Source organism: Streptomyces sp. NPDC001663 (assembly GCF_042893105.1).
Classification (GTDB): domain Bacteria; phylum Actinomycetota; class Actinomycetes; order Streptomycetales; family Streptomycetaceae; genus Streptomyces.
In genome coordinates, this window is sequence record NZ_JBIAUR010000010.1 from 448,387 (window position 1) to 464,960 (window position 16,574).

At 70.9% G+C, this 16,574-nt stretch carries 9 protein-coding genes and 2 pseudogenes; 4 read left to right on the forward strand and 7 right to left on the reverse strand.

Features of this window, described 5'->3' with window-relative positions:
• Nucleotide 1: 1 nt before the first annotated feature.
• Nucleotides 2-1,366, reverse strand: coding sequence for an FAD-dependent oxidoreductase (locus ACFY1L_RS32205; RefSeq protein WP_388831844.1), 1,365 nt, complete (start codon nt 1,364-1,366; stop codon nt 2-4).
• A gap of 171 nt (nt 1,367-1,537) precedes the next feature.
• Between ACFY1L_RS32205 and ACFY1L_RS32210 the strand changes: the two genes are divergently transcribed.
• Nucleotides 1,538-2,239 carry a hypothetical protein gene (locus ACFY1L_RS32210; RefSeq protein ID WP_388831846.1) on the forward strand — a complete coding sequence of 234 codons (702 nt, stop codon included), beginning with the start codon at nt 1,538-1,540 and terminating at the stop codon, nt 2,237-2,239.
• A gap of 61 nt (nt 2,240-2,300) precedes the next feature.
• On the opposite strand, the gene ACFY1L_RS32215 is transcribed toward ACFY1L_RS32210, so the two are convergent.
• The 3 genes from ACFY1L_RS32215 to ACFY1L_RS32225 form a co-directional block, all read right to left on the reverse strand.
• Nucleotides 2,301-3,140 (reverse strand): chitosanase, encoded by an 840-nt coding sequence (locus ACFY1L_RS32215; RefSeq protein WP_388831848.1) that lies wholly within the window; start codon nt 3,138-3,140, stop codon nt 2,301-2,303.
• A gap of 157 nt (nt 3,141-3,297) precedes the next feature.
• Nucleotides 3,298-6,102, reverse strand: a complete 2,805-nt coding sequence (locus tag ACFY1L_RS32220; RefSeq protein ID WP_388831850.1) for a SpoIIE family protein phosphatase — start codon at nt 6,100-6,102, stop codon at nt 3,298-3,300.
• Between the two features lie 100 nt (nt 6,103-6,202).
• Nucleotides 6,203-8,758, reverse strand: a complete 2,556-nt coding sequence (locus ACFY1L_RS32225; protein ID WP_388831852.1) for a SpoIIE family protein phosphatase — start codon at nt 8,756-8,758, stop codon at nt 6,203-6,205.
• Nucleotides 8,759-8,960: 202 nt separating this feature from the next.
• On the opposite strand from ACFY1L_RS32225, the gene ACFY1L_RS32230 reads away from it, so the two are divergent.
• The 3 genes and pseudogenes from ACFY1L_RS32230 (at nt 8,961) to ACFY1L_RS32240 (ending at nt 11,418) form a co-directional block, all read left to right on the forward strand.
• Entirely contained in the window at nt 8,961-10,373 is a 1,413-nt protein-coding gene (locus tag ACFY1L_RS32230) for a cytochrome P450 (protein WP_388831854.1), read from the forward strand.
• A pseudogene (locus ACFY1L_RS32235) lies at nt 10,303-10,702 on the forward strand (alkaline phosphatase family protein). The gene ACFY1L_RS32230 and the pseudogene ACFY1L_RS32235 overlap by 71 nt, the downstream one beginning before the upstream one ends.
• 83 nt (nt 10,703-10,785) lie before the next feature.
• On the forward strand, nt 10,786-11,418 hold the full coding sequence (locus tag ACFY1L_RS32240; protein ID WP_388831856.1) for a GNAT family N-acetyltransferase: 633 nt from the start codon (nt 10,786-10,788) through the stop codon (nt 11,416-11,418).
• A gap of 25 nt (nt 11,419-11,443) precedes the next feature.
• Here ACFY1L_RS32240 and ACFY1L_RS32245 read toward each other — a convergent pair whose 3' ends face one another.
• From ACFY1L_RS32245 to ACFY1L_RS32255, 3 genes and pseudogenes are all read right to left on the reverse strand, one after another.
• Nucleotides 11,444-13,168 carry a dolichyl-phosphate-mannose--protein mannosyltransferase gene (locus tag ACFY1L_RS32245; protein WP_388831858.1) on the reverse strand — a complete coding sequence of 575 codons (1,725 nt, stop codon included), beginning with the start codon at nt 13,166-13,168 and terminating at the stop codon, nt 11,444-11,446.
• A 308-nt stretch (nt 13,169-13,476) separates the two neighbouring features.
• Nucleotides 13,477-14,310, reverse strand: a pseudogene (locus ACFY1L_RS32250) (ThuA domain-containing protein); the annotation flags it as partial.
• 19 nt (nt 14,311-14,329) lie between these two features.
• A complete protein-coding gene (locus ACFY1L_RS32255; protein ID WP_388831905.1) occupies nt 14,330-16,450 on the reverse strand; it encodes an RICIN domain-containing protein in 2,121 nt (706 codons plus the stop codon).
• Nucleotides 16,451-16,574 lie beyond the last annotated feature (124 nt).

The window sequence follows — 16,574 nt, forward strand, 5'->3', positions numbered from 1 at the left end:
GTCAGGCGCCGCTCTCCCTGAGCATGTCCTCGCGCTCGACGAGCTTCACGCGCTCGCGGCCCTGCGGCTCGCCCAGCGCCTTCTCCGCCGCGTCCAGCTTGTACCAGCCCTCCCAGGTGGTGAAGCGGACGTCGCGCTCGGCGAGGAACGCGTCCACCGCCTCGGGCTCGGGCGAACCCGGCGTCTGCAGACGGCCGTTGGTGTAGTCGTCCAGCAGGTTGGCCACCGTCTCGTTGGCGTCGCCCTTGGTGTGGCCGATCAGGCCCACCGGGCCGCGTCGGATCCAGCCGGTGACGTACGTCGACTGCAGGTGCTCGCCGGACTCCTGGACGACGCGGCCGCCCTCGTCGGGGACCGTGCCGGAGTCGATGTCCCAGGGGAGCTTGGGGAGCTTGTCGGAGAGGTAGCCGACCGCGCGGTAGATCGCGGTGACGTCCCAGTCCTTGAACTCGCCGGTGCCCTTGACGTTGCCGGTGCCGTCGAGGGCGGTGCGCTCGGTGCGCAGGCCGACGACCTTGCCGTCCTCGCCGATGACCTCGGACGGCGACTCGAAGAAGTGCAGGAACAGCTTGTGCGGGCGGTTGCCGACGTCGCGGATCGCCCAGTTCTCCAGCGTCTTGGCGACCATGTCGGCCTGCTTGTTGCCGCGCCGGGTCTCGATCGAGCCCTCGTCGTAGTCGATGTCCTCGGGGTCGACGATGACCTCGATGTTGGGGGAGTGGTCCAGCTCCCGCAGCTCCATCGGGGAGAACTTCGCCTGCGCCGGGCCGCGGCGGCCGAACACGTGGACCTCCAGCGCCTTGTTGGCCTTCAGGCCGTCGTAGACGTTCGGCGGGATCTCCGTCGGCAGCAGCTCGTCCGCCGTCTTGGCGAGGATGCGGGCCACGTCGAGCGCGACGTTGCCGACGCCGAGGACGGCGACCTTCTCCGCCTCCAGCGGCCAGGTGCGGGGCACGTCCGGGTGGCCGTCGTACCAGGAGACGAAGTCGGCGGCGCCGTAGGAGCCGTCGAGGTCGATGCCGGGTATGCGCAGCTCGCGGTCTGCCGTCGCGCCCGTCGAGAAGATCACGGCGTCGTAGAACGCGCGCAGATCGTCCAGGCTGATGTCGTTCGGGTAGTCCACGTTGCCGAAGAGGCGGATCTGCGGCTTGTCGAGCACCTGGTGCAGGGCCGTGATGATGCCTTTGATGCGCGGGTGGTCGGGGGCGACGCCGTAGCGGATCAGGCCGAACGGTGCGGGCATCCGCTCGAAGAGGTCGATGGACACGCCGGGTTCGGCGGCCACCTCGGACTTGAGCAGGGCGTCGGCGGCGTAGATCCCGGCGGGGCCGGCTCCGACGATGGCTACCCGCAGGGGGCGCGGCATGATCAGGTTCCCTTCGAGCGATGACAAGCGACTCGATCGGGAAGCCTAAGCTAAGGCAAGCCTAAGTCGGTACGCGGGTCCGGTCTATGAGCTCATAAATCAATTTTATGAGCAAGGTGGCTGCTGCTGATCGCCTGGGATGATCTCACGAGGAGACCGAGGAGGCCGATCGTGGATGACGACGCCCGCTCTCGCCCGCTGTCCCGGCGGCTGATGCTCCGGGCCGCCGTCGCCGGGACGGCCGCGGCGGCGGTCGTGGGCGGCATCGTCGTCGCCACGCGGCCCGACGGGGACACGGACACCCCGCGGACGACCGCCCTGAGCGCGGCCCAGCTGCTGCACAGGGCCGCTGAGAGGTCCCGGGCCGAGAGTGCCGGCATGCCGGTTCCGCGCAACGACCAGTACGTGTACACGAAGACGTACACCACCAGGACCTACGTGAACGGCAGCAGGACCAGGACCTGGTCGGACGAGAGCTGGCTCTCGGTCGACGGCGTCCGGCCGTCGACCGAGTACGCCGAACTGGGGGCCGACAAGGAAGCGTTCATGAAGGCCTGCCGGTTCTTCGTGGTGCCGTGGGTCATGCCGCCCGGTCCGGAGGCCGCCGTCTTCGAGGCCGTCGCGAGGATTCCCGGCATGAGGGTCGACCACCAGGCGGTGGACGCTCTGGGCCGCCGCGGGGTCGCGGTCTCGTACCCGAAGATCGGCTCCGCGCTCGTCTTCGATCCGAAGACGTACGCCTACCTGGGCATGCGCTCCGAGGGGAGCACCGCGGACTGGGTCGGCGGCGAGTGGGACCACCACGGCGGCTACCACGAGGTGCTCGCCCTGGAGGGGACGGGCGTCGTCGACCGCATCGGCCAACGCCCCTGAGGCCGTGGGCAGCCGTACCGCGCGCTCGCGGTAGGGCTGCCCACGGCACGGACGGGAGCGGTCAGCCGATGTGGTAACTGTCCCCGTACACCTTCCAGTTGAGCGGCGTGTTCAGACACAGGTTGCCGTTGCGCAGGAAGACCCGCTGCTCTGTGTCGACCCGGCTGGTGTCGCTGTGCGCCTCCTCCTGCTTCATGGCCCACACGCGCGCGTCGAGGAAGGCGTTCAGGTACGCCACCTCGTCGCCGCCCTGCGCCGGCGGCTTCGCCTTGTTCAGGGCACGCTTGCGTATGTTGCGGAAGCTGGTCGGGTCGTCGCCGTCGCCGTGCATGACGATGGCGTCGTAGTACGCGAACTGGCCCAGCGTCCCCAGCCGGTCCGTCTTGCCCTGCGCCACGGCCGGGTTGAAGTACACACGGTCCCGTTCGTCGTTCTGCGCCTGCTGGAACGCGGTGTCCTGGGCCGCCTTGCGCCAGTCCTTGGGGAAGTTGGGGTCGAGCCCCTCGTGCGAGTCGGAGCCGTTCACCCGGCGCAGGGCCGGCAGGTATTTGGCAAGTACGTTGCCGGGCTTGCGGTCGGTGTAGAGCTGGACGAGGTCGAGCATGTCGCCGGTGCCCGAGCAGAAGCCGATGATCCCGGCCGTGTAGCCGCGGCCGTCGCCGATGTCCTCGATGTACTTGTACTGCGCCTTCCAGTCGAGCGAGGAGTTCTCCGCGCTCGACACCAGCTGCATGGCGATCTCCTTCTTCGCCGGGTCGTCGAGTCCGGCGCAGTTCGCCGCCGCCGAGGCGTGCGCGGGGCGCAGGAGGGGTGCCGCGGTCAGGGTCGCGCCGAGCAGGACGAGGAGGGTGCGGCGCGAGGTGTGGGCAGGCTGCGTCGCGTCGTGCGAGGGGTGCCTCACGGGGGCTCCAAAGGGTGGTGGGGGGTGGGGAGTTGACCGTGCGTCACTGCGTTAGGAAGGTTTCCTAACTTTGATTGGAAGGTTTCCTATCAGATACCTATGACGCCGGACACCCTTCGCGCGGCAAATTTGTAGGGACGAACGAAACGACGCCCGTTCAGGGCAGCGGCTGCTCCGCCCAGATGACCTTGCCCTTCGGGGTGTAGCGGGTGCCCCAGCGCTCGGCGAGCTGGGCCACGAGGAACAGCCCACGGCCGCCCTCGTCCGTCATCGCCGCGTACCGCAGATGCGGTGAGGTACTGCTGCTGTCGAAGACCTCGCAGATCAGGGTGCGGTCGAACAGCACGCGTACGTGGATGGGATCGGCGCCGTAGCGGATCGCGTTGGTCACCAGCTCGCTCAGGACGAGCTCCGTGGCGAACTCCAGCTCCTCCAGCCCCCAGCGGGCGAGCTGTCGGGTGACGGCGGCGCGCACCTCAGCAACGGCTGCCGGGTCGTTCGGCACGTCCCACTCGGCGATGCGGTCGTCGGCGAGCGCCTCGGTGCGGGCGACGATCAGGGCGACGTCGTCGCTCGGCCGGGTCGGCAGCAGCGAGTCGAGCACGATCTGGCAGGTTTCCTCCGGCGAGGTGCCGGCCCGCTCCAGCGTGCCGCGCAGGAGCTCGAGCCCCTCGTCGATGTCCCGATCCCGGTCCTCGACCAGCCCGTCCGTGTAGAGGACGAGACGGCTGCCCTCCTCCAGCGCGAGATCGGCGGTCTCGAACGGCAGGCCGCCGAGGCCGAGCGGGGGACCGGCGGGCACGTCGGGGAACTCGACGGTGCCGTCGGGCCGTACGAGGGCCGGCGGCGGATGGCCGGCCCGAGCGATGGTGCAGGTCCGGGCCACCGGATCGTAGACCGCGTACAGGCAGGTCGCGCCGGTGACCTGGGCGGTGCCGCCCTCCGCGGCCTCGTCCTGGTCGATGCGGCCGACCAACTCGTCGAGCAGTGCGAGCAGTTCGTCGGGCGGCAGGTCGAGGGCGGAGAAGTTGTGCACCGCCGTACGCAGCCGTCCCATGGTGGCCGCCGCGTGCAGTCCGTGTCCGACGACATCGCCCACCACGAGGGCGACGCGGGCGCCCGACAGCGGCAGTACGTCGAACCAGTCGCCGCCGACCCCGGCCTGCGCGGGCAGATACCGGTAGGCGATGTCCAGGGCCGACTGCTCCGGCAGGCTCCGCGGCAGGAGGCTGCGCTGCAGGGTGACGGCCATGCTGTGCTCGCGCGTGTAGCGGCGGGCGTTGTCGATGGAGACCGCGGCCCGGGCCACCAGCTCCTCGGCGAGAGCCAGTTCGTCCGCGTCGAACGGCTCGGGCTTCTCCGAGCGCCAGAAGCTGACCACGCCCAGGACCAGTGTCCCGGCGCGCAGCGGCACGGTGATCAGCGAGTGGATGCCGTACTCCACGACCTGCGCGGTCCGCTCCAGGTCCTGGGCGTGCCAGCCCGGCGCCTGGCGGAGGTCGGGCTCCAGCACGGCCTGTCCGGAGCGCAGGCTGCGGGCCTGCGGCGAGGAGTCGACGAATCTGATCTGCTTGTCCGTCGGGTAGAGGGGGGCGTCCTCGCGGATTCCGCCGAAGGCGGTACGGCGCAAGGCGGTCACCTCTTCCGGCTGACCGCCGCTGAGCACGGCGTCGAAGAGGTCGACCGTCGTGAAGTCGGCGAACCGGGGCACGGCCAGGTCCGCCAGCTCCTGGGCGGTGCGGGCGACGTCCAGGCTGGTGCCGATGCCGACCCCGGCGTCGTACAGCATGTTGAGGCGTTCGCGGGCAGTCTCCGCGCGGCCGGACAAGGCGCGTAGCTCGGTGGAGTCGCGGAGGGTGGCGACGCTGCCCGGGGGGCCGCCCTGGACGTCGGTGGGCCGCTGGTTGACCGCGAGGAGCCGGTCCTTGACCAGGTGCACCTCGTCGGTGGCGACGCGGCCGGAGGCCAGCAGGTCGGCGGTGTCGGGGGGAAGGTCCAGGTCGAGGACGTGCCGGCCCTCGGCGTCCGCGGGCAGGTCGAGCAGCCGGTGTGCCTCGTCGTTGGCCAGCAGCAGTCGGCCCTCGCCGGAGGCGATGAGCACTCCCTCGCGGACTGCGTGCAGTACGGCGTCGTGGTGCTCGTACATGCGGGTCATCTCGTGCGGGCCCAGACCGTGCGTCTGGCGCAGCAGACGTCTGCTCACCAGCGCCGTACCGCCCGTGGCCAGGGCGAGGCCCACGGCGGCGGCGACCAGGACGAGCGGCAGCTGCCGGTTGGCGGCGCCGCCCACGTTCGCGGTCGTGATGCCCGCCGACACCAGGCCCACCACCTTGCCGTCGGGATCCTTGATCGGCACGACCGCCTGCACCAGCCGCCCGATCGTCCCGTTGATCTCCTCGACGGTGGTCTGCCCGGCCAGCGCGGGGGCGATCGTGCCGACGAACTTCTTGCCGATGCGGTCCGGTTTGGGGTGGGTGTAGCGGATGCCGTCGGTGTTCATCACGACGATGAAGTCCACGCCGGTGGCCTTGCGGGCCGCCTCCGCCCGCGGCTGCAGGATCGCCGTGGGGTCGGGGCTGTTGAGCGCCTCGCGGGTGCCGGGCGCGTTGGCGAAGGCCTCGGCGACCGCGACCGACCGGTTGCGGGCCTCCTGCGTGCTGTCGTGCCGCACCTGCAGATACAGCGCCACAACGGCGGCGACCACCAGCAGCAGCACGATCACGACCTGGAAGACGAACACCTGCCTGGCGATGCTGCGGCCGGTCAGCGCCGTGCGGAGCTCCGCGAGGCGTCCCGGGTCCGTCCCGCCCGCGTGCCCGTTGTCCCGGGTGGCTGGACTGTCCGGCGTCCGCGCCGTTCGCCGCCGGTGCGCTCCGTGGGCGCGGTCGATCGTGCGCCGGGCACGGGGACCGCCGGGACGGCGGGGCGACCGGGTCCCGGAGCGATCCGGAAGTCGGACCATGTGCCCATGTCTACACTGCCGGGCCCCAGGAGGCGAGAGGCGTCACAGAGGGTGACAGGACGCGCCGCCGTCCACGCGTGGTGTCACCGGGCGGGCCGCCTCAGCGCCGACCGTGGTACCCGACCCGGCGGGTCGCGAGCAGCAGGGCGATGTCGTCCGGGCGGTCGACCGAGTGCCGTGCCGTCGCGGTGAGGCGGTCGGCGACACCGGCCAGCGGACGGCGGCCCGCCCGGGTGGCGGGGGCGCCCGCCTTCGCCAGCGCCACCCGCAGGGCCGTGATGCCCTCGTCGATGTCGATGCCGGGCCGCTCGACGAGCCCGTCCGTGTACAGCGCGAGCACGGCGCCGGGCTCCATCCGCAGCTCCGCGACCGGATACTGGGCCTGCGGGTCCACCCCGAGCACGACACCGACCGGCAGATCGACCACCTCGGTGTGGCCGTCCGGATGGCGCAGCAGCGGCGGCGGATGCCCCGCCCGGGCCGCCCGCGCCACCCCCGAGGCCGGATCCAGCCGGATGTAGCAGCAGCTGGCGAACTGGCCGGGATCGAGGTCGATCAGCAGATGGTTCGTACCGCTCATCACCTCGTCGGGCGGACGGTCCCCCAGCGCGAACGCCCTTACGGCGCTGCGCAGTTGGCCCATGGTGGCCGCCGCCTGCACCCCGTGCCCCTGTACATCGCCGATGACCAGCGCCAGACCGTCCCCGGCCTCGACGACGTCGTACCAGTCGCCGCCCACCTCCATGCCCTGGGTGCCGGGCAGATAGCGCCCGGCGGTCTCCACCTGCGGATGGGCCGACAGCCGGCGGGGGAGCAGGGCCTGCTGCAGGCCCCGGGCGAGCGCCGCCTCGCTCTCGTAGCGCTGCGCCTTCTCCATGGCGTGCGCGATCAGCCCGGCGAGCGCGGTGAGCACCGTGCGTTCCTCGGTGCTGAAGCTGCGGGAGCGGTCGAAGCCCAGGATGCAGGAGCCGACCGGACGGCCGGAGGCGATCAGCGGCAGGAAGGCGCGGGCCCCCACCTCCGCGTCCAGTGCGATGCCCGGGTAGGCGGCCGTCAGTTGTTGCATCGAGTCGAAGAACAGCGGCCGGCCGGTGGTCAGTGTCTCCACGCCGGGCAGCCGGGCGTCCAGCCCCACGCCCTCGAAGGGGGCGAGGAACCCCTTGGGGAAGCCGTTCTCCCAGGCCAGATACAGGTGCCGGTCCTGCAGGAGATAGATCGCGAGCCGGCGGCCGCCGAACGGGGGCAGCAGTTCCCGCATGACCACGGCTGCCACCTGGCGCGCGGTGACCGCCTCCGTGAGCGCGATGGCGAGGACGATCGGCCGGTACAGCGGGGCCATCGACGGCACGTCCGCTGCGGGGGACGCGACGGGCTCCGGCTCCGGCTGCGGCTCGGGCGCCAGGTCGGCGGTGGCCTCCGCCACGCGGTTCGCCGGACGGAACGTGCACGTCAGGACGTCGGAACCCGGGTGGACGGACACGTCGAGCCAGGCGCTCTCGTAGGACCGCGCGTCGTCGTCGGCGCCGTCCGTGCCGGGCCGCCCCACGTGGAAGCGCACCGGCTCCGGGGAGAGCAGGGCACTGCGCAGATGGTCCTCGCAGGTCGGCTGGTTCAGCCAGGGCACGCCCTCCCACAGCGGACGGCCGAGCAGCTGCGCCCGGGAGCGGCCCAGCAGCTGTCCGGCGCGCGGATTGGCGTAGAGGATCAGGCCCAGCCGGTCCAGGCAGAGCACGCCCTCGGGCAGCAGGTCGGCCGCGGCGTCGGCGGCCGCGCCGAGCCCGGGCTCCACGACGAAACCCCGCACCGGGTGCGCGCCCGACGGTGTGCCCGGCGGGGCGGGGGAGGCGTACGGGCTCCACAGCTCCAGCAGGCGCAGCACGTCGTCCGCGGACCGTACGTACAGGGGCAGCGACGGTGGTTTGCCGGTCGCCGTCTCCCGCAGGGCGACGAGGACGCGCTGCGCCTCGGCCGGGGACACGGCGTGCGCGAGCGCCTCCACGGACGTGGCGAAATCGCCGGCCGGCATGCCCAGCAGGGCGGGCAGGCGTTCGTCCACGCTCACCACGTCCGTCACCGGATCCCAGGCGAAACCCCCGGCACGGCCCGCGGGCGGGCGCCCACCCGGCGGACGTACGCACACGGGCTCGCCGTCCCAGGCCACCGGCGGCCTGGCGCCGTCCTCCAGCCGCAGCAGCGCCGCGCCCAGGTCCTCGGCCAGCCGCACCATGCGATCACGGTGCTGGAGCAACTCGGCGGCGTCCGCGGCGGACGGGCGCAGCACGGTCAGCACGCCGAAGGTCGTCGACCCGCCCACGACCGGCACGTACAGCGATCCGAACTGGAAGGGCAGCCCGGCCGCGAACTGGGGGTAGCGGCGCATCGTCTCCGTGGCGTTCGGCAGGATCACCTGAACGCCCAGCCGGTAGGCGTCGGCCACCGGGAACGGGCGGTCCACATGCATCCGCCACCAGGGCCGGAACAGCTGGCCGGGCAGTCCCGCGAGCACCGCCAGCCGCAGCAGGCCGGGTGTGCCGGAGCGCAGGTAGACGCCTCCCGCGTGGCCGCCGGCCGCGCCGATCGCCGCCGTCGAGGCGTCGAGCAGCAACGCGGCCAGCTGCCCGGGCTTCCGGTGTGCGTCCTGAGCCCTCCGGGTCATCGGTCCTACCTTGTCCGTGCGCCGTCCAGCGGGCGACACAGCAAGAATGCGCCACTTGGGGCCCGCGGCGCACCTGGGCGGACGGAGACGTCCGACAGACCGGGATGTGACGTGAACATCTCCGCTCCCGTGCATCGGGCAAAGGTGTCATGGGCATGCATCTGGGGGTTTGACCCCGCCCCGACGAGGAGTGAATCGCGTGATGAGCGCCCCCACCACGGCACCCATCCCCACACCCACAGCCCCCGGCGGGCTCCCGCTGATCGGGCACGGACTCCGCCTCGCCCGCGACCCGCTGCCGTTCATCAGCTCGCTGCGCGAATACGGCAGTGTGGTGCGCATACGCATCGGCCCCACACCCGCCTACGTGGTCACGGACCCCGCACTGACCCGACGTGTCCTGGTGACCGACGCCGCCCACTTCACCAAGGGCGGCAAGTACAACGACGCGCTGCGGGTCTTCCTCGGTGACGGAATCGCGACCGTCGCCGACGGCGACACCCATCTGCGCAACCGCCGTCTGATGCAGCCGATGTTCAACAAGGCGCACATCGCCGAGCGCGGCAATGCCATGATCGAGCAGGTTCAGACAATGGTCGGCGCCTGGACCGCGGCCGAACCGCGCGACGTGTTCGCCGACATGAACGAGATCACCCTCGCCACGTTCCTCGTCGCCGTGTTCGGCGCGGACCTGCCCGCCCACCTGCAGGGCGAGTTCATCGCCCTCATGCCGGACATCATGAAAGGAACGATTCGGCAGGTCATTCTCCCGCCCTGGATCACGCGACTGCCGCTGCCCGCCAACCGCGCGCACGCCGACCGTGTCGCCCGCCTGCGCGCCCTCATCGACCAGGCCATCGACCATCACATCGACGTCACCGCACCCGGATCGGCTTCGGCCGACGGTGCGTCCGGTGCCGAGGCGTGCCCGTACGCGGCCGAGGCGCGCCGGCGGCAGAGCGGTCTGTTCGAGACCCTGATCGGCGCTGAGGACCAACTCGGCCGCCGGCAGCTCCAGGACGAGACCATCACCCTCCTGGCCGGCGCGATCGAGACCACCGGCACCACGCTCGCCTGGGCGCTGTACGAGATCGCCGGCAACCCCGCCGTCGAACGACGCCTTCGCGAGGAACTGGCCTCGGTGTGCGGGGACCGGCCGCTGCGCTACGACGACATCGACCGGCTCCCGTACGCCCGACGGGTTCTGCGGGAGGCCATCAGGAAGTACGGGGTGATCTGGATGGTGACGCGGACCGCCACCCGCGACATCGAACTCGGCGGACACCTCATACCCGAGGGCGCCGACGTCATGTGGAGTCCCTATCTGCACCAGCACGACTCCGCCTACTTCCCCGACCCGGACAGCTTCGACCCGGACCGCTGGGAGGCGGACGGTGCCGCGGGCACCCGAGGGTCCTTCCTCGCCTTCGGCGACGGCCGCCGCAAGTGCATCGGGGAGAACTTCGCGTGGGTCGAGCTCCAAATCATCCTCGCGACCGTCCTCCAGGGCTGGCCCCGGTTCAAGGTGACCTCCCGTCCACCGCGTGCCCAGGCCGTCATCACCGTCGAACCCGATGCCTTGGCCATGGAGTTCCATTCGGACTCGGCCGACTGACTTCCGCGTGCCGGTCATCCTCATCTCGCCCTGGACCATGGGCGGTTGGGTCGCCTCGGAGGCCTTCGACCACCCTCCGCGCTGCAGTTCCTGGAGCGGTTCACCGGAGTCGAGGAGCCGAACATCAGCGACTGCGCGAGACCTTCGGCGACTTCACGACCGCCTTCCGCTTCCGTGACGCCCGTCCGCGCCCGCCGCGGCTGCCCGACGACACGGCAGAGCAGCCGGAGAAGGCGAAGGAGGAGGTGGCGACCCTGCCGAAGCCGACGCTGCCCGGGGCCGACCAGACCTTCCCGCACCAGGAAAGGGGCCACCGCCCGCACGTGTGAGGCAAGCCCGAGGGTCCGGGCCCACGCGCCCGGGCCCTCACCGCGGCCTTGTGGGAGCGCTCCCAGCTGTGCAGGATGCTGCGATGACCTCGTTGCCCGCCATCCGCCCCTACCGCCCCGAGGACCGCCCGGCCCTCGACGACATCTGCATCCGCACCGCGCACAACGGCCAGGACAGCCGGCCCGTCTACGCGGACCCCGGAATCCTCCCGGTGATCTTCGCGGCTCCCTACGTCCACCTGGAACCGGACCTGGCCTTCGTCCTGGACGACGGCCAGGGCCAGGCGGTCGGTTACATCCTCGGCACCGCGGACACCCCGCGCTTCGTCGACGACTACCGCGCGAAGTGGCTGCCCCTGGTCGCAGCCCGCTACCCGCAACCCTCCGGGCCGCCGACCACCCCGGACGACGAGATGATCCCGCTCCTGCACCGCCCCGAACGGATGATCGTCCCCGAAGTCGCCGCTTACCCGGCCCACTTGCACATCGACCTGCTCCCCGCCTGGCAGGGCCGAGGCCACGGCCGCGCACTCATGCGCGCCTTCCTGCAGGCCCTGCAGGACCGGGGCGTCCCGGCCGTCCACCTTTCCATGGTCACGGCCAACACCCCGGCCAGGGCCTTCTACGACCGCCTCGGCTTCCATGAGGTCGAGGTGCCGGACCCCGGCCCGGTCACGTATCTCGGGCGTACGACAAGGGAGTTGGACCGGCTGTGACACCTCGGTCGCATCAACTCCCGCCTCAGATCCAGGTGTCCAGCCACATCCGGGCGTGCCAGTCGGCGTAGGGAATCGTCTGGCCCGTGTAGAGCGGGAAGAAGTAGATGAAGTTCCAGGCGATGAGCAGCACGAGCGCGCCTGCGGCCACCGCACCGCCCGCCCGGCGCCCCTGACTCGCTCCCGGCGGTCCCAGTACGGCGCCGAGCATCATCGCGACCGCCAGACACAGGTACGGCACGAACGCGACGGCGTAGAAGGAGAAGATCGTACGGTCCTGGTAGTGGAACCACGGCAGATAGCCGGCCGCCACCGCGCACAGCACGGCGCCCGCGCGCCAGTCGCGGCGCAGCGCCCACCGGTAGAGCAGGTAGAGGAGCGCGCCGCAGGCCGCCCACCACAGCAGCGGTGTGCCGAGGGCCAGGATCTCCTGCGAGCAGTTGGTCGTGGAGTGGCAGCCCTGCTGCCCGGACTTGGGCGACTGGTAGTAGAAGGACACCGGGCGCCCGAGGACCAGCCAGCTCCACGGGTTGGACTGGTAGCGGTGCGGGGTATGGAGGCCCACGTTGAACTGGTAGACGGCGTGCTCGTAGTGCCACAGGCTGCGCAGCGGCGCCGGAATCCACGACCAGGTGCCGCCGCGGCCGTCCGCCCAGTGCCGGCCGTAGCCCTTGTCTGACAGGAACCAGCCGGTCCAGGTCGACAGGTACGTCACCACGGCGACCGGCACCAGGGAAAGCACCGACCAGCCGAGATCCTTGCGCAGCACCGCCCGGTACGGGCTCCACGCCCCGGCCACGCGGCGGGAACCGACGTCCCACAGGACGGTCAGCGCCGTGAAGAAGACGAGGAAGTACAGGCCGTTCCACTTGCTGGCCGCCGCCAGGCCCAGGAAGACACCGGCCGCGAGCCGCCACGGACGCAGGCCCACACCCGTGTGCGCGCCGGCCTGATGGTCGGGGCGTGCGAAGTCGCCCTCGTCGACGGGCAGGGCGGCCGCGAGCCGGGCCCGCGCGCGGTCCCGGTCGATCAGGAGGCAGCCGAACGCGGCCAGCGCGAAGAACATGACGATCAGGTCGAGCAGCGCGGTGCGGCTCATCACGAAGTGCAGGCCGTCCACCGCCAGCAGCACCCCGGCCAGACAGCCCAGCACCGTCGAACGGAACAGCCGGCGCCCTATGCGGCACAGCATGAGCACCGACAGCGTGCCGAGGACCGCGGTCATGAACCGCCAGCCGAACGGATCGAGCCCGAACACCCCCTCCCCGAGGGCGATCACCCACTTGCCCATCGGCGGATGCGCCACGAAGCTGCCGGTGTCCGAGAGCGGGATGACCTGCGGGTGCGCCAGGATCTGCGGGTCGGCGATCTTGCGGTCCGGCCAGGTGCCCTCGTAGCCGAGTCTGAGCAGTGCCCAGGAGTCCTTGGCGTAGTACGTCTCGTCGAAGACGACCGCGCGCGGACTTTCGAGCCGCCAGAAGCGGAGCACTCCGGCGAGTACGGCGACGAGAAGCGGGCCCAGCCAGCCCGTCCACCTCGCGAGGCGTTGTGCGAGCTGTGGACCGAGGCCCGCCCACTCCCACAGCCGGGTGTGCGGTTCGGGGAAGGGCGGGACCAGGCGGGTACGGATGTCGGTCCGCGGGCCCGCCGTGTATCCGAACCGGCGCAGCCGCACCGCCCAGGCGCTCGTCTCCGCCGCCGGGCGGGCCCCTTCTCCGACACGGTCCCGCGTTGAGGTGTCACTCGTCACCGGGTCATCGTAGGGAACGTCCGTGCGGGCCGGACGAACGGCTCAAGGCCAGAAGCCTTGCGGGATGGGGTGGTTGAGGAAATCCACACTGCCGGTCACCCCCTCCGGCGAGCGTGCGCCCACGACCCCACCGGTGACGGCCGGGTGGGCCGAGCGGGAACTGCACCGCCGCACGCCCGCCGGTGCACAGCACGTACGCGCCGTGCGGCCGGGAAGAGAGCCGACTGACGCGCAGCCCGGTGCCGCTGAGCGGGTCCCGACCGCACCCGCGCGGCGGTCGGGACCCTTCGCGCACCGGCTCAGGGGTGCGCGGTCGGTGGGGCACTCGGGGCACCGCCCAGCCACTTCAGCCCGTCGAGCAGGAAGCGGTTCTGCGTCTGGCTCGCGAACGTCGAGGACAGAGTGGTGTTCGTGTCGTAATCCATCGCGTTGTGGCCGAAGTTGGCGTACAGCATCCGGTACTTCGTGTTCGTCCACAGGATCGGGTAGTAGCCGCTGTACCAGCTCTGATCGGGATCCGTCCCGAGCGGGAAGCTGCTCGGGTCGACCGAGGCGAGGATCTTGATGTCAGGGTTCCGCCGCAGGTCGTTCGACCAGCTGTACCACTCGCTGACGGACGACGTGAAGGTCGCCGGCAGGTTCCTCGTCGAGGGATGGGTGCGGTCCTCGACCCGCAGGACGGCGGTGGTCGGCCCCCACGTGTTGGACTTGAAGTCGCCGCTGCCCAGGAACTGGTTGTGGTACCACGGCCAGCCCTTGGCGTCGGTGGTGAAGGCGGAGACATGGAAGCCCATCCAGGCCCCACCGCCCCTCATGTAGCTCTCGAACCCGGTGCGCTGGGCGGCGGTCTGCGGCAAGTCGTCGAGGAACAGGACGACTTGGTAGCCCTTCACTCCTCCGTTCGCGAGCAGGTTCCAGTTGTTGCTGGCCGTGTAGGTGAAGCCGTTCTGCGCGGCCTGCTTCGGGAACCAGTCGTTGGCCTCGTGGACGAAGCTGATGTGCGCCGCGTCCCAGGTGCCGTTGTAGAGGGCGAGCACCTTGAACGGCTGGGCGGCCGCGTGGGCCCGTGGTGCGGACAGTCCCGTCAGCAGGACCGCGAGGAGCACGAGGACGCGTACGGCGCCGGTTCTGATGGCGTGCATCGGATGAACTCCTCTCGGATCAGGGGTAGTTGACGAGGTTGGCCACGTTGGTGGACGAGTTGGACGGTCCGCCGCGGTCGTTGACGACATGGCGGATGGTGCCCGTGCCGCCGAGGGAGACGGTCACCATGTCGGTGAAGCGGACGTTCGGGTTGTTCGGTGCCTCGATGGCGTGCTCGGCGGTCACGCCGGGGTTGACGTTGAAGTAGCAGTAGCTGCCGAAGCCATAGACCTGGTGGCTGGTCACGGAGTTGGCGACCTTGTATGCGGCGTAGCCCTGCGTGGAGCCGTTCATCCAGGCCGCCTGGTTGGGCGGGTCGTAGGGCATCTCGTTCTGGTAGAAGTACGTCCGCCCGCCGTTGCCGTTCCAGATCGTCTGGTGCTTCTGGTAGTGCTCGACGAACAGGCCGTACATCGTCACGTCGTCGCCGTTGACCACGAGCCCGGTGTCCGCGGTGTTGCTGGTCCAGCCCACGCCGCTGCCGTGGTCGGCGCGCCAGATCCACAGATGGTCGCCGATGACGTCGTCGCTGTTGACGGTCAGGCTGGTCGTGGCTTTTCCGACGCCCGCGCCGCCGACGCGGAAGAACACGTCGTGCAGGGAGCTGGGGTCGGCGCCGTGGTCGGCCGACGATCCGCTCGGGCCCATCTCCAGCAGCTGCGCGGAGTTGGTGGTCCCGGCGTCGATGAGCAGCCCGGCGAGCTGGACGCCGTTCACGTCGGCGACCGTCATGGCGGTGACGCCGTTGTCCGGGACGAGGGTGGCGAGACCAAGACCCAGGACGACCGTGTCGGGTCTGGTGACCTTGAGCGTCTGGTCGAGGTGGTAGACGCCCGGAGTGATCAGCAGGTGCTTGCCCGCGGCGAGTGCGTCGTTCATCTGGGCGGCCGCCGCGCCCGGCTTGACGACGAAGAAGTCGAACAGTGGCAACGAGGTGCCCGCGGGGGTGCCCGAACTCCAGCTGGTTCCACTGGAGTTGGTGCGCACGGCGGGCACGAACACCTTCCAGGCGCCCGCCGGGTCGACGTACAGGAAGGGCTTCTCGCGGGTGACCGGGCTCTGCGCCACCGTCGTGTACGGCGGGTTGGGGAAGCTGGTGGCGGGCACGCCCTGGCTGCCGACGAAGACCATGTTCCAGTTGGAGCCGGTCCAGCTGCCCAGCTGGGAGTTGCGGGTGAGCCACTGCTGCTGGGAGCCCGAGCGGACCTGGCCGTCGACCTTGGTGTCGGCCATGTAGCCGCCGCTGGACCAACCGCCGTCGTCCAGCTGGAGATTGCCGCGCAGATGGATACGACGGTACGGCGCCGCCTGCGACACCGCCCAGCGGTCCGTGCCGGACGTCGGGGTCACCGAGAGGTTCTCCGCCGAACGCCAGAAGTTCTGCGTGGCGTTGCCCTGGAACCAGTCCGCCTCCGCGTGCACCGCGCCCCGGATCGTCACGTCGTCGGGGGAGAGACCGAGCCCGGCGACCTGCGTGTAGAAGCCCACGTTGGCATCGGCGGCGTAGGTGCCCGGCTTGAAGAGGAACGCCTTGCGGGCCGTGCCGAACTGGTTGGTCTCCTGCTGCGCGAACGCGGCGTTCAGGCTGCTCTGGACGGTCGCCGCCGGGGTCGACGGGTCGAAGACGGTGACGTTCGGGCCCAAGTCCGGCGTGCCCGGCGGCTGTTGGACCTCGACCGGGTTGACGTAGAAGGACTGCGCGGCGCTGCCGTTGCAGGCGTACTGCTGGAGCTGGACGCCGTCCCCGGCGGAAGCGCCCGGCACGTCCAGGCACTTCCCGCTGTTGCGGTTGACGAAGTGGTAGGCGCCGTCCGCCTCGGTGACCGCCTGCCACTGCTGGTTGGCGCCGCCGCCGTACGTCCACAGCTGCACGGGCGCGCTGTCGGCGGTGGAGACGTCGGTGACGTCCCACACCTTGGTGGCGTCGTTGCGGTTGCCGACCTGGACCCGGCCGTCGGAGGTGTCCTGGAAGCGCCACTGCTGGGCCTGGCTGGAGTTGCAGGCGTACTGCTGGACGACGGTCCCGTCGGCCGAGGCGGCGCCGCGGGCGTCGACGCGCTTGCCGCTGCCCTTGTTGACGACGGTGGCCCAACCGGCGGGCAGGGCCGCCGCCTGGGCGCCCTGTGCGGCATGCGGCAGTACGACGGCGAGGCCGGAGCCGGTCGCGGCGAGCGCGAACGCGGTCAGCAGGACCCGTATGCGTCTGCCGGGTGTTCTCTTGGGAATGAGCGCGGATGTCGCTCTGAGCACGGCTGTCTCCCAT

Excerpts from the sequence above, each read along its gene's own strand:
- ACFY1L_RS32220 (WP_388831850.1), bottom strand. The coding sequence starts at position 6,102 with ATGGTCCGACTTCCGGATCGCTCCGGGACCCGGTCGCCCCGCCGTCCC.
- ACFY1L_RS32240 (WP_388831856.1), top strand. The coding sequence starts at position 10,786 with ATGACCTCGTTGCCCGCCATCCGCCCCTACCGCCCCGAGGACCGCCCG.
- ACFY1L_RS32205 (WP_388831844.1), bottom strand. The coding sequence starts at position 1,366 with ATGCCGCGCCCCCTGCGGGTAGCCATCGTCGGAGCCGGCCCCGCCGGG.
- ACFY1L_RS32230 (WP_388831854.1), top strand. The coding sequence starts at position 8,961 with ATGAGCGCCCCCACCACGGCACCCATCCCCACACCCACAGCCCCCGGC.
- ACFY1L_RS32225 (WP_388831852.1), bottom strand. The coding sequence starts at position 8,758 with ATGACCCGGAGGGCTCAGGACGCACACCGGAAGCCCGGGCAGCTGGCC.